Source organism: uncultured Tateyamaria sp. (assembly GCF_947503415.1).
Lineage (GTDB): Bacteria > Pseudomonadota > Alphaproteobacteria > Rhodobacterales > Rhodobacteraceae > Tateyamaria.
The window spans coordinates 883,318-897,500 of sequence record NZ_CANNDS010000001.1; the positions used below are offsets into that span (position 1 = coordinate 883,318).

General features: G+C 55.3%; 8 protein-coding genes, 1 tRNA gene, 2 rRNA genes and 1 pseudogene (1 of these 12 running past the window's edge). 7 read left to right on the top strand and 5 right to left on the bottom strand.

All coding sequences use genetic code 11. The annotated features are described in order from the left end of the window. The first annotated feature begins 63 nt into the window (after positions 1-63). From Q1A32_RS04240 to Q1A32_RS24010, 7 genes and pseudogenes are all read left to right on the top strand, one after another. Positions 64-501: a helix-turn-helix domain-containing protein gene (locus Q1A32_RS04240; RefSeq protein ID WP_299649983.1), complete on the top strand. Its 438-nt coding sequence runs from the start codon at positions 64-66 to the stop codon at positions 499-501. Further along, on the top strand, positions 498-2,003 hold the full coding sequence (locus tag Q1A32_RS04245) for a type I restriction-modification system subunit M (RefSeq protein ID WP_299649986.1): 1,506 nt from the start codon (positions 498-500) through the stop codon (positions 2,001-2,003). Before Q1A32_RS04240 ends, Q1A32_RS04245 begins: the two co-directional genes overlap by 4 nt. Continuing rightward, positions 1,993-3,201, top strand: coding sequence for a restriction endonuclease subunit S (locus Q1A32_RS04250; protein ID WP_299649989.1), 1,209 nt, complete (start codon positions 1,993-1,995; stop codon positions 3,199-3,201). The genes Q1A32_RS04245 and Q1A32_RS04250 overlap by 11 nt, the downstream gene beginning before the upstream one ends. A gap of 33 nt (positions 3,202-3,234) precedes the next feature. Further along, positions 3,235-4,563 (top strand): anti-phage deoxyguanosine triphosphatase, encoded by a 1,329-nt coding sequence (locus tag Q1A32_RS04255; protein ID WP_299649992.1) that lies wholly within the window; start codon positions 3,235-3,237, stop codon positions 4,561-4,563. A gap of 2 nt (positions 4,564-4,565) precedes the next feature. Then, a complete protein-coding gene (locus tag Q1A32_RS04260) occupies positions 4,566-7,835 on the top strand; it encodes a type I restriction endonuclease subunit R (RefSeq protein ID WP_299649995.1) in 3,270 nt (1,089 codons plus the stop codon). Next, positions 7,832-8,560, top strand: a complete 729-nt coding sequence (locus Q1A32_RS04265; RefSeq protein ID WP_299649998.1) for a M48 family metallopeptidase — start codon at positions 7,832-7,834, stop codon at positions 8,558-8,560. Before Q1A32_RS04260 ends, Q1A32_RS04265 begins: the two co-directional genes overlap by 4 nt. A gap of 369 nt (positions 8,561-8,929) precedes the next feature. Next, positions 8,930-9,982 (top strand): annotated as a pseudogene (locus Q1A32_RS24010) (recombinase family protein); the annotation flags it as partial. A gap of 81 nt (positions 9,983-10,063) precedes the next feature. On the opposite strand, the gene Q1A32_RS04270 reads toward Q1A32_RS24010, so the two are convergent. The 5 genes from Q1A32_RS04270 to Q1A32_RS04290 form a co-directional block, all read right to left on the bottom strand. Continuing rightward, complete coding sequence (locus Q1A32_RS04270; protein WP_299650001.1) at positions 10,064-10,426, bottom strand: hypothetical protein; 363 nt, start codon at positions 10,424-10,426, stop codon at positions 10,064-10,066. Positions 10,427-10,508: 82 nt separating this feature from the next. Further along, a tRNA-Met gene (locus tag Q1A32_RS04275) sits at positions 10,509-10,585 on the bottom strand. A gap of 66 nt (positions 10,586-10,651) precedes the next feature. Next, positions 10,652-11,479 carry a glycosyl transferase gene (locus Q1A32_RS04280; RefSeq protein WP_299650004.1) on the bottom strand — a complete coding sequence of 276 codons (828 nt, stop codon included), beginning with the start codon at positions 11,477-11,479 and terminating at the stop codon, positions 10,652-10,654. A gap of 131 nt (positions 11,480-11,610) precedes the next feature. After that, positions 11,611-11,725 (bottom strand): 5S ribosomal RNA (gene rrf, locus Q1A32_RS04285). A gap of 93 nt (positions 11,726-11,818) precedes the next feature. Beyond that, positions 11,819-14,183 (bottom strand): 23S ribosomal RNA (locus Q1A32_RS04290); it runs 463 nt beyond the window's last position.

A 14,183-nucleotide genomic window follows, 5' to 3' on the forward strand; every position in this document is an offset into this window, starting at 1 on the left:
GACTGTTGCATTTTATTCCAAAACGTTACATATGGTGAAACGTAAGTATCATCAGGCGACATCGTGGAACATCTATACGACCGCATCAGGGAAGCACGAGAACGTGCAGGTTTGACCGTGAACGAGGCGGCGGAAAAGTTAGGTGTGAGCAGGGTCCAAATCTGGAGGATGGAGAACAAGACAGAAACTATCACGGCAGAACGTTTGTTCATTATTGCGGCCATCTACCAGGTGGACCCATATGCATTGTTCAAGGGGATCGACGCGACCACACAGTCATACACCGCACTCTACAGCCGCATTGGTGAGATTGTGGCAATGGTGGAACAAGAGGTGCAACGCCAGGACGCCAAGCCGCCGCCTGATGTGGTTGGCGAAGCCGTCGTTGAAATCCTTCGTCAAGAAACACGGGGCCGAACCAGCCCGCCGACCGACCCCCTCGACCCCGAAAAATACCAGGGCCTCGTTGCCCTCCTCTTCAAGCAGGCAAGCCAAAAATGACCCCAGTCACCCAAGCCGAAATCAACAAAGCTGCGTGGGGGGCATGTGATACCTTCAGGGGTGTCGTCGATCCGTCCGTCTACAAGGACTACGTGCTCACCCTGCTGTTCCTTAAATACGTGAGTGACGTGTGGAAGGACCACCAGGCCCGTTACCAGGCAGAACACCCCGACAGCCCAGAACTGGTCGAGGCCATGATGCAGCAAGAGGCGTTCAAGCTGCCTGATGGGGCCAGCTTCGACGCCCTGCACAAACGGCGGCACGAGGCGGGCAATGGTGAACGCATCGACAAGGCCCTCCATGCCATCGAAGAGGCCAACGGGGACAAGCTGCGTGATGTCTTCCAGGACATCAGCTTCAACTCCAACAAGCTGGGAGATGAGGAACAGAAGAACGATATCCTGCGTCACCTGCTGGAAGACTTCGCCAAGGATGCCCTCGACCTGCGTCCCTCCCGTGTCGGGCAACTCGACATCATCGGTGGGGCCTATGAATACCTGATCTCCCGTTTTGCGGCCACGGCGGGAAAGAAGGCTGGCGAGTTCTATACCCCCGCCGAGGTGTCCGACCTGATGGCTCGTTTGGCCGACCCGCAACCTGGGGACCACATCTGCGATCCGACCTGTGGCTCCGCATCCCTGCTGATGAAATGCGGCAGGCTGATCCGCAACAGCGGTGGCAAGGGCTATGCGCTGTTCGGGCAAGAGGCCATCGGCTCCACCTGGGCGCTGGCCAAGATGAACCTTTTCCTGCACGGCGAGGAAAACCACCAGGTCGAATGGGGCGACACGATCCGCAATCCCAAACTGCGCACCAAAAACGACGCCCTTCGCCACTTCGATATCGTGGTGGCCAACCCACCGTTCTCCCTGGACAAGTGGGGCACCGAGGCCGCCGAGACCGACAAGTTCGCCCGCTTCCGCCGTGGCATCCCGCCCAAGACCAAGGGCGACTATGCCTTCATCCTGCACATGATTGAGACGCTGAAGCCCAAGTCGGGCCGCGCTGTCGTGGTCGTGCCCCACGGGGTGCTGTTCCGTGGATCGTCCGAGGGTAAAATCCGCCAAAAGCTGATCGAGGAAAACCTGCTCGATGCCGTCATCGGCCTGCCTGAAAAGCTGTTCTTCGGCACGGGCATCCCCGCCGCCCTGATGGTGTTCCGCAAACACAAGCCCGACGACAGCGTGATGTTCATCGACGCATCCCGTGAGTTCATCTCTGGCACCAACCAGAACGCACTGGACGCCACACACATCGACAAGATCGTCCAGACCTACGCCGCACGGGACACAGTGGACAAATACGCCTACCGCGCCACACGGGCTGAGGTGGTGGAGAACGATTTCAACCTGAACATCCCCCGATATGTGGACACGTTCGAGGAGGAAGAAGAGATCGACCTGATGGCCGTCCGTGCCGAGCGGATGAAGCTCAAGGATGATCTGGCCGAGTTGGAAGCGCGGATGTCAGAGTATTTGCAGGAGCTTGGTTTTGCAGATTGAGGACTGGTCAGATACGACACTGGCCAATGTCGCCGAGAAGAAGATTGTCTACGGCATTGTTCAAGCTGGTGACCATGATGAAGGCGGGATGCCTTACATCAAGAGTTCAGACGTGGGCAAAACCATTCAGCCCATTACACTCACAAAGACCGCGCTTTCGATTCATCAAAAATATCACCGATCAAAAGTCCAACCTGGTGACATCGTGTTTTCGCTCCGTGGTAACACTGGTGCAACCAGCATCGTTCCTGATGGTCTTCCAGAAGCGAACCTTACCCAAGGAACCGCTAGAATTGCTGTAGGTCCAGACTATGACAACAGGTTTGTGCGATATGTCCTGGCTTCTGACATCGCAATGCGGCAAGTCTTGGCAGTCGCCAAGGGCAGCACATTTACAGAGGTGTCGTTGGACGCCCTGCGTAAGATTACCATTCCACATCCCCCACTTCTCGAACAACGGAAGATCGCGGATATCCTCTCGACCTGGGATGCGGCCATCGAGAAGACAGAGGCCCTGCTTGCCACCGCCAAAGCCCAAAAACGCGCCCTCATGCAATCCCTCCTCACAGGCCGCCGCCGCTTCCCAGAGTTCGAAGGCCAACCCTGGCAAGAGTTGCGGTTCGAGGATGTATTTTCACGGGTAAGACGGAAGAATACAGTCGGCAACGACAACGTTCTTACTATATCGGCACAGCATGGGCTGGTCTCGCAAGAGACGTATTTCAACAAGCGCGTCGCGGCCAAAGACCTCAGCGGTTACACCCTGCTTCACCAGGGCGACTTCGCATTCAACAAGAGCTACTCCCAAGGTTACCCCTTAGGTGCAATCAAGATGCTGGAGATCGATGAGCCAGGGGTTGTTTCCAGCCTCTACCTTTGCTTCGCATTGACGGATGCAGGTGCGAACAGTCGAGAGTTTTTCCGTCATTTCTTTGAAGCTGGGCGATTTAATCATGAAATCTACAAGATTGCCCAAGAAGGTGCCCGCAACCATGGATTGTTGAATGTGAGTTCAACTGATTTCTTCCGTGCCCGCCTGAGTGTCCCGTCACTCACCGAACAAAAACTGATAGCCCGTGCGATTGGCAGTGCAGAGGTTAAGGTTGATGTGCATCGACGTGAGTTGGCCAAACTTCGCACCGAAAAGAAGGCCCTGATGCAGCAACTGCTCACGGGCAAACGGCGGGTGGTAGTCTGATTTATTGAAGTATTTTGTATGAGAGTGGATTGAATGACGTATTGGGAAGAACGCAGAGACGGTGGTGTTACCAAAGATGGACGCACCCCTTATGAACGGGACTATGCCAGGGTCGTGCACTCTGCCGCCTTCCGCAGACTACAGGCCAAGACCCAGGTGCTGGGTGTAGGTGACAGTGACTTCTACCGCACCCGTCTGACCCATTCGATGGAGGTCAGCCAGATCGGCGAAGGCATCGCACGACGGTTCATCAAGGATGCACAAGGTGATGAGGACACCTTGAAGGTGCTGCCCGACCCGATCCTGATCCGCACCATCTGTCTTGCCCACGACCTGGGGCACCCGCCTTTTGGTCACGGTGGTGAGATCGCTCTGAACCGCTGCATGATTGACCACGGTGGTTTTGAGGGGAACGGCCAAACCCTGCGCATTATGGCTCTGATTGAACCCTACCATGAGACACTCGGCATGAACCTGAGCCGAAGGTCACTGCTGGGTGTTCTGAAGTATCCCGCGCCGCTAAGCGCCGTGGTGAACAAGAAGCAGTATGAAGGTGCGGACGCCAGTGCGTCATCCGTGTTCAAAGCCAAGCCATTCAAGCCGCCCAAATGCTACCTGGATACTGAGACTGAAGTCGTCAACTGGATCGCCAAAGACCTTGGTGATTGGCCACGGATCAGCAGTGAGTTCGAAGATCAGGGCGACAAGAAACACAAGAAGACCCAGCATCACTCCCTAGATACCTCAATCATGGAGATCGCTGACGACATCGCCTACGGGGTGCACGACCTCGAAGATGCGATAGGTTTGGGCTTGATCGACCGCGCATCATTCATGGAAGCCGTGAGTGCCGAAGACATCGCTGGATTCTGTGCTTGGTCCGATGGCCAGTCTTATGACGATCTGGTGGGTCACCTGTTCTCATCTCACACATATCAACGAAAGAACGCAATTGGAGCATTGGTTGATTTCTGCATTCGGCACACGACTCTGAACACATCCAACCCACATGGCTTTGGCAACCCAATCTTTGGCCATCAGGCAGTGCTGGCACCTGATGCCCGCAAAGTTTTGGATGTGTTGCAGGAGTTGGTCGTTAAACGTGTGATCTTTACCACCACAGTTCAACAGCTTGAGTTCAAAGGACAGAAGATCGTCACCGAACTCTTCCATGCCTTTGCAACTGATCCCACCAGGTTGCTCCCACCCCGTGACGTAAAACGCTACGAAGAGGCGGAGACTGACGATCTAAAGCAACGGGTGATCTGCGACTATCTCGCTGGCATGACCGACGACTACGCGACGAAACGGTATCAACAATTGTTTGAACCGCGTGTTGGATCGGTATTCGACAGGATATGAGCATGACGAACCGCACCCCTGACACCCGCGAAGAAGCGGCCTCAAAACTGCCAGCGTTGCATGTGCTGATGGCCATGGGTTGGACGTATCTGTCCCCTACCGACGCACTGGGCCTGCGCGGGTCGGAGCGGTCTGTGCTGCTAGAGCCTGTGCTGCGGGAACGGCTCAAGGCGCATCGGTTCGACTTTAAGGGCCAGAGCTATCCGTTGTCCCAAGGCGGCATTGATCAGGTGATTCGTGACATCAGTGCGACAGGACTGAATGAAGGGCTGATCCCTGCAAACGAGGCGATCTACAAGCATCTGACCCTCGGCATAACCGTCACCGAGTTCGTGGATGGCCAGCGCACATCCGTCACCGTGCCCCTGATCGACTGGACTGATCCGAGTGCAAACACCCTGCACGTCACCGACGAGTCGAGCGTCGAACGCCCCGCTGGGATGGGCCGCTATCGGCCCGATGTCGTGTGCTACGTCAACGGTATCCCCCTGGTGGTGATCGAGGCAAAGCGGCCTGTGTCATCGACCAAGGACGCCGCCATGGTCACCGAGGGGATCAGTCAGCACCTCCGCAATCAGAAGCCCGACGGCATCCAAGACCTTTACGCCTATTCACAGGTGTTGATGTCGATCTCTGGCACGGACGGGCGCTATGGCACCACAGGCACACCTGCAAAGTTCTGGGGAGCCTGGACCGAGGAAGAGATCACCGAAGCCGAGATGCAGGCCGTGAAGTCCACGCCCCTGTCAGAGGCCCAGAGCACGGCCCTGTTTGCGGACAAGCCCAAGTGGATGCGGGATGACTTCGACAGGCTCCACAGCGGCCCTGTGCTGCCCACAGAGCAGGATAGGTTGATCATAAGCCTGCTGCGCCCAGACCGTTTGCTGGACTTCACCAGACGGTTCATTTTCTTCGACCGTAAGCTGGGCAAGATCGCGGCCAGGTATCAGCAGGTCCAGGGGGCCAAGGCGATCCTGTCGCAGGTGGCGAACCAGAAACCCGACGGTAGCCGTGAGGGTGGCGTGATCTGGCACACCACGGGGTCGGGCAAGTCGAACTTGATGGTGTTCCTGACCAAGGCGCTTCTGCTGGATGCGGAGCTTGCTGGATGTCGGATCATCATCGTGACCGACCGTGTGGACCTGGAAAAGCAGCTTGCTGCAACTTTCATGACGGGCGGAGCCTTTGGGTCTGCTGTGGCCACCAAGAAGGAGGGCGAGACCTCCAAGGTCCAGTCGGGTCGTGATCTGGCCAAGCGGATCGGCTTAGGGTCGGAGCGGATCATCTTCACGCTGCTTCAGAAGTTCAATTCGGCCACCAAGCTGCCAGAGTGCAAGAACGCATCTGACAAGATCATCGTTTTGGTCGATGAGGGACACCGCAGCCAGGGTGGAGAAAACCATGAACGGATGCGTCAGGCCCTGCCCAATGCGGCCTTCATCGCCTTCACTGGGACACCGCTGTTGAAGGAGGACAAGACCCGCAACAAGTTCGGCCCGATTCTTCATGCCTATACGATGCAGGATGCGGTTGAGGACGGGGCCGTCACCCCGTTGGTTTATGAAGAACGAAAGCCCATCGTCGATATCAACGATACCGCTATTGATGCCTGGTTCGACAAGATCACGACGGGGCTCACGGATAGTCAAAAATCGGACCTGAAGCAGAAGTATTCCAGCCGTGGCCAGGTTTACGGTGCTGGTGGTCGCATTGACTTGATCGCCTGGGACATCGCCACGCATTTCACTGAAAACTTTGCCAAGCTGGGACTGGGTCTCAAGGCGCAACTTGCGACGGACAGTAAGCTGTCAGCGATCCGCTACAAGAACGCCCTCGATCTGACGGGCATGGTGACCAGTGCGGTTGTGATTTCGGCTCCCGACACCAGGGAAGGTCATGAGGATACCGACGAGGCTAAGACACCAGAGGTGCAAACCTGGTGGAAGATGAACGTTGGCAATGATGCGGAGACCTACGAGACCGAGGTCATCGAGCGGTTCAGCACCGATGGGGCCCCAGATATCCTGATTGTCGTGGACAAATTGCTGACGGGCTTTGATGAACCGCGCAATGCCGTCCTCTACATCGACAAGCATCTCAAGGGGCACAACCTGCTCCAGGCGATTGCACGTGTGAACCGTCTGCATGAGGCCAAGCAGTTCGGATACCTGATCGACTACCGTGGCATCCTCGCCGAGCTTGATACATCGATTCAGGATTACCAGAACCTGGCAGAGGAAACGCAGGCTGGATATGAGATTGATGATCTGGCAGGCACCGTGTCCAACGTATCGGTCGAGTATAAGCGCCTCCCTGGGCTACATGATGCCCTGTGGGCGATCTTTGCAGACGTGGCGAACAAGCAGGACACGGAACAGTTCCGCCGTGTGCTGGTCCCTCAAATCGCCGAAGATGAAACGGGCCATAGCATCGACCAAAACCAGAAGGTGCGCGAGGACTTCTATGATGCCCTGACCAAGTTTGGGATGTGCCTGAAACTGGCCCTGTCATCACGAACGTTCTTCGAGGACGGGGCGTTCGATGAAAAGACCATCCAGGGCTATAAACGCGATCTGCGGTTCTTCACGGAACTGCGGGTGCAGGCAAAGCGTGACGCCCAAGAAACTGTGGACTTCTCAGAATACGAAGACCAAATCCGCCGCATGGTGGACAAGCAGGTCATCGGCCAAGAGGTTGTTGATCCTGAGGGCTTCATCCGCGTTGATACACTCGGCCAGTCAGACGATCCTGATGATTGGACTGACGAGAAGACACGCACTGAAGCGGATGTCATCAAGACGCGGATTCGTAAGACCATCGAACAAGACCTGATCGACGACCCTTATGCGCAACGGGTGTTCTCTGAACTGCTCAAGGAAGCCATCGAAGCTGCTGAGGCGATGTTCGATCATCCAAGGAAGCAATATACCCTGTTCAAGGACCTGGAAGAGCAGGTGGTTGCACGGAACACGCCTGGTGTGCCTGATCGCTTCACGGACCACCCACGGGCTGCCGCCTACTACGGTGCAATCCTTGAGCAGCTAGGTGACACCGAGCACCCTGAGGACACAATGGTCGAAGAGGCCATGCACATCGACAGCACGGTTGATGATGCCGTGCAGACCCATTCAATCAATCCAGGCAGTATCGAGGCTGAGATACGTAAGGCTCTGCTCCCCCGCTACTTCAAGTTCTTTGGTGGCCTGGACGACGCGAATGCATTGATTGACCAGATCGTCGGTATCGTTCGCGCTGGTGCAACCAGGTCATGACTGGATTCGTTCTGGCATACGGGGATGATCGTATCCCCTATCAAGTGTCATACGCCGACAGCCGCAAATCCCGTGTCGCAATCCATGTGAACCCAGACGGATCAGTTGCCGTGGATGCGCCACACGGGTTCTCTGACGACAGTATCAGGCAGGCTGTCCAGAAACGGGCCCGCTGGGTCGTAGGTCATGTCAGCGAAGCCAGGGAACGCTACGCCCACGTCCGCCCTCGAGAATACGTCTCTGGCGAACAAGTGCTGTATCTGGGTCGCCGCTACATGCTCAAGGTGATCCCCACTGACAGCACACCAGCCCCAGCACGGATGCGTGGCAATCGACTGGAGGTGCAGACAGCCAAAGGAACTGAGGACGACATCAAGGTCCGCCTCCGAGCCTGGTATCGCGTCCGAGGACGGGACTACCTGAGCCGCCGCATTGATGCCTTGGCCAAGAGCCTGCCCTGGGTGGATGCACCGCCGCCGTTTCGTCTTTTGGAGATGTCACGCCAGTGGGGAAGCTGTTCACCATCTGGTGAGATCATCATCAACCCACATCTGGTCAAAGCCCCACGCAACTGCATTGACTATGTGCTGATCCATGAGATGGCGCACCTGAAGCACCACGATCACGGGACCGCATTCTGGAAACTGATCGACGCCCATGCAGGTGACTGGCGGAAGGCTAAGTATCATCTCGATGGGCTGGTCGAAATTTTATTGACTGACTAATTCTGGAAAGGGGACTTGAAACATCGCAGATGTGATACCAAGTGGAGATCACTGTGATGTTCCCTTGCTTCGACCATAGGTCCGAGCCGAACCACACTCAGGTCAAACGCGATGTAAACGGTGCGCAAGCGCCGTGCCTGTATGTGAGCTTCATTAACTGGAACTGAGGGTGGAAAACTCAGGCCGAAGCACGGGCCTGATTATGGAATCCCTACACACTAAACCACAATATCAAAAGTTGAAGACAAAGACAGCGCACCAGCCAGACAAACTGGATGATGCACTCCTCCTCCTGAGCCGCTTGTTTGGGCGACAGTCCGCACTGGATTTCTTGAAAGATGCTGACATGCTGAATGAAGGAGGCTCAGAATGACTCGTTGCGTAATCTACTGCCGCTATTCGACGGATATGCAGAAAGAGACTTCCTTGATTGATCAGGAGCGCGAAGCTCGTGAATACGCCAAGAAGCAAGGCTGGTCGGTGGTGAACGTCTATGCAGATGCGGCCATGAGCGGTGGGTCGAGCAATCGTCCAGCGTTTGAACAGCTTCAAACGGATGCAGAGGGAAACCTCTTTGATGTCGTCCTGTCTGAGAATATTGATCGTCTATCCAGAAACCTGGCCGTTACTGCGAAGCTCTATGAGAATCTTAGCTTTCGAGGCATTCGCTTGTTCACTGTTCACCAAGGTGAGGTGAATCACATGATGGTTGCGATCATGGGGATGGTGGCCGAACAATTCTCGCGTGACCTGAAAGACAAGGTCAAACGAGGGCAACGTGGACGTGTGTTGGACGGCAAGGCTGCTGGGGGTGTCGGGTATGGCTATGGTGTCGGAGCACCTGGTGAACGCAGCATCGATCCAGAGCAAGCGTCGGTCGTGAACCGCATTTTCAACATGTATGCCGACGGGGTGAGTCCCAGGACAATTGCTAAGGTTCTCAACGATGAAGGCGTTTCAGGGCCGAAGGGAAATATCTGGAAGGATACCACCATTCGCGGGCAACGTGCCCGTGGGACAGGTCTGCTTAACAATGAAGCATATATTGGACGGTTGATTTATGGGCGGACAGCATACGTCAAGAACCCAAAGTCTGGGCGGCGTGTGGCTGTGCCCCAGCCTGAGGATGCTTGGATTGTGACTGAGGTCCCAGAACTTAGGATCATTGACGACGATCTCTGGGAGCGTGTGAAAGAGCGCCAAGAGGCGAACACAATTGTCATGCCAAGGGACGGGGACAATCGCGCACTGAACCGAAAGCATCGCAAGACACATGCCTTGTCTGGAACTTTGGTTTGTGGGTTCTGTGGTGGTCCAATGGCCATCACAGCGAAGGACCGTTACGGCTGTTCGGCGTATCGCGCCTCGCGCACCTGTAACAACAAACAGACCGTGCCTCGCAGCGAGATCGAGGAAAGGGTCTTCGCTGGATTGCAGCGGAGCCTGTTGGACTCCAAATACATGGACGCATTCACGGCTGAGTTTCAAAAAGAGATTGATCGGCTACGCAAGTCCAATACATCCGAGCTTGCAGCGAAGAAGAAGCGGCTCCGTCAGGTCACTGGTCAGATTGATCGCATTGTCGAGAACATCATGAACGGGATTGGTAATAAGAGCGTCACAAATAAGCTGGATGATCTGGAAGCTGAACAAGAATCGCTTGAAGCCGAAGTTAGCCAAGGTGAGGCGCAAACCACGGTCGTTCCAATCCACAACATCGGTGAGGTATATCGAACCAAGATCAGGCAACTGACGGATGGGCTGAATGACCCAGCTATTCGGTTGAAGGCCATCGAAACAATCCAGGGCTTGATCGACCACATCAAGATCACACCAACAAACACTGGGTTTGACGTGGAACTCCATGGTGAATTGGGTGCTATTATGGAAATGGTGGGCACAAACGAACGACGCCCCGCAGTTGGAACTGCGGGGCGTTCGTTGTCAGTGGTTGCGGGAGTAGGATTTGAACCTACGACCTTCAGGTTATGAGCCTGACGAGCTACCGGGCTGCTCCATCCCGCGCCAATGCGGGACAGGTATGGCAAGTTCAGCCCGTCTGCAAGGGGGCAGAGCGCGAATATGCAACTTTTATGTGCGCTCTTCCGGCTGGTCGGTCGACGCGGACGTCCACGCCTCCCGCACCCAGGACGATGGCAACAGAAACTGTCGAATGCTGCGAAGTTTGCGCTTTGATTTCAACGCACGGCGGATGTGGGCGGCTGGCGGAAGGTGGGGCCGGTCCTTGCCATATTGGCCTTCGATCGCATCTGGCGGGTTCAATCCACCGGCAAAAATGACGACACGCCCGTTCTTTGGCTTGCGCGGTTCCACAAAGAAATTCATCGGGAAGGACGGAATGCATTCAACACGGAAATGCGTCACCCATTCCTTCGGCCAGAACGACACGCCCCCGGGCGCGTTTTTCGTCACGAAATGCTGTTCAAACCGGTATGTGTCGGCGATCCCCTGCGGATCTGCCGCGAACATGTCCTGCAATGGGGCCAGGGCACCGACAGGCATCCGGTAAATCGAGGTTTGCCCAAGTTTGTGAAACGGTTTTGCCGCATTGCGCGCGAGGACCACATCATCCGGGCTGCCGAACTCAAAAAACGGATCAAGGCTGCCCAAAATCACGACATCGAGGTCGATAAACAGGATGGGACCGGACAATTCTGCCAATTTGGGCGCCCACAGACGCGATTTGGGCCATTTTCCCAAGGTATTCTTGGGCATGAAGCCCGGCATTGGCGGCAGATCATAGCATTCGACTTCGGACCGCACGCCATCGCGGGTGTCGGTGAAACAGACGAACCTGAACGGCGGTGTGATATTGCGGCGGACCATCTCGTAGAGACGATTGATATATGGCGCACCGTAACGGGTGCCCCAATTGATACACATGATCTGCTTGTTCATGGAAATGCCGGTATCACCCGAACGGATGCCAAATCAACTGCCCGAAAAAAGAAAAAGCTGCAGCGGCGCGAACCGTGCAGCTTGAATTCTATTGATCATCGTCAGAGAGATACGCACAGAGGGCTTTTTAGGTTTGGCAGTGACCTACTCTCCCACGCCTTAAGACGCAGTACCATCGGCGCAACAGCACTTAACGGCCGGGTTCGGGATGGGACCGGGTGTTTTGCTTGCGCTATGACCACCAAACCGAAAAAGCCCTCTGTGTATGTCCAAGTCATGTACGACTGATTGTGTGTGTATGCTCTTGATGTATCTTTCGAAGTCTTGCTTCTACTGGATCAAATCAAGCCTATCGGACAATTAGTACCAGTCAACTGAACGCATTACTGCGCTTACATCTCTGGCCTATCGACGTGGTGGTCTACCACGGTCCTCAGGGATACCTTGTTTTGAGGGGGGCTTCCCGCTTAGATGCCTTCAGCGGTTATCCTGTCCGAACATAGCTACCCAGCACTGCCGTTGGCACGACAACTGGTCCACCAGTGGTTCGTTCACCCCGGTCCTCTCGTACTAGGGGCAACTCCTCTCAAGTATCCTACACCCACGGAAGATAGGGACCGAACTGTCTCACGACGTTCTAAACCCAGCTCACGTACCTCTTTAAACGGCGAACAGCCGTACCCTTGGGACCTGCTCCAGCCCCAGGATGAGATGAGCCGACATCGAGGTGCCAAACACTGCCGTCGATATGGACTCTTGGGCAGTATCAGCCTGTTATCCCCGGCGTACCTTTTATCCGTTGAGCGATGGCCCTTCCACTCGGGACCACCGGATCACTATGGCCGTCTTTCGACTCTGCTCGACTTGTCAGTCTCGCAGTCAGGCTGGCTTCTGCCATTGCACTCAACGAGCGATTTCCGACCGCTCTGAGCCAACCTTCGCGCGCCTCCGTTACGCTTTAGGAGGCGACCGCCCCAGTCAAACTACCCGCCACACAGGGTCCCGGATCCGGATAACGGACCGCGGTTAGACATCAAGCAAAGCAAGGGTGGTATCTCAAGGGAGGCTCCACAAAGACTAGCGTCTCTGCTTCAAAGCCCACCACCTATCCTGCACATGCTTGGCCTGATGCCAGTGTGAAGCTGTAGTAAAGGTGCACGGGGTCTTTCCGTCTAACCGCGGGAAACCTGCATCTTGACAGGTAATTCAATTTCGCTGAGTCTATGTTGGAGACAGCGGGGAAGTCGTTACGCCATTCGTGCAGGTCGGAACTTACCCGACAAGGAATTTCGCTACCTTAGGACCGTTATAGTTACGGCCGCCGTTTACCTGGGCTTCAATTCAAGGCTCTCACCTCTCCTTTTAACCTTCAGGCACCGGGCAGGCGTCAGACCCTATACGTCGTCTTGCGACTTCGCAGAGCCCTGTGTTTTTAATAAACAGTCGCCACCCCCTGGTTTGTGCCCCCAGCCCCTAGTTGCCTAGGAACCGGGCCTCCTTCTCGCGAACTTACGGAGGTATTTTGCCGAGTTCCTTCAACATAGTTCTCTCAAGCGCCTTGGTATTCTCTACCAGTCCACCTGTGTCGGTTTAGGGTACGATCTTATAGGAGGGCTATTTCCAGGAACCTCTTAGCAGCCCATTCAATCCGATAAGGATGAACTACCTTCGAGATCCGTCACCACTCCACGGCCCAGGAATATTAACCTGGTTCCCATCGACTACGCCTTTCGGCCTCGCCTTAGGGGTCGGCTTACCCTGCTCAGATTAGCTTTAAGCAGGAACCCTTGGACTTTCGGCGAGAGTGTCTCTCACACTCTTTGTCGCTACTCATGTCATCATTCTCACTAGTGATCTCTCCACCGGATCGCTCACGCGCCGGCTTCACAGAAAGCTCCTTGTGTCCAATCCGCCCGAAGACGGTAAGGACACATGGAACTATGTCACACTACGCTCTGCTACCATGCCTTACGGCATCCTAAGCTTCGGCTCATGGCTTGAGCCCCGTTACATCTTCGCCGCAGGACAACTTATTTAGACCAGTGAGCTGTTACGCTATCTTTAAAGGATGGCTGCTTCTAAGCCAACCTCCTGGTTGTTTTGGTCGTCCCACTTGCTTTCCCACTTAGCCATGAATTGGGGGCCTTAGCTGTAGGTCAGGGTTGTTTCCCTCTCCACGACGGACGTTAGCATTCGCCGTGTGTCTGCCATCTAGTACTCCCGGGTATTCGGAGTTTGGTTAGGATCAGTAAGCCTGTGGGGCCCCATTACCCATCCAGTGCTCTACCCCCCGGGGTATTCGGATGACGCTCTACCTAAATAGATTTCGCAGAGAACCAGCTATCTCCGAGTTTGATTGGCCTTTCACCCCTAGGCACAATTCATCCCGATCTTTTTCAACAGATGTGGGTTCGGCCCTCCAGTAAGTGTTACCTTACCTTCAGCCTGATCATGCCTAGATCACTCGGTTTCGGGTCTGATCCACCTAACTCGACGCCCTATTAAGACTCGCTTTCGCTGCGCCTACACCTAACGGCTTAAGCTTGCTAGATAGACCAAGTCGATGACCCATTATACAAAAGGTACGCTGTCAGGCCGCAAGGGCCCTCCAACTGATTGTAGGCGTTCGGTTTCAGGAGCTGTTTCACTCCCCTCGTCGGGGTGCTTTTCACCTTTCCCTCACGGTACTGGTTCACTATCGGTC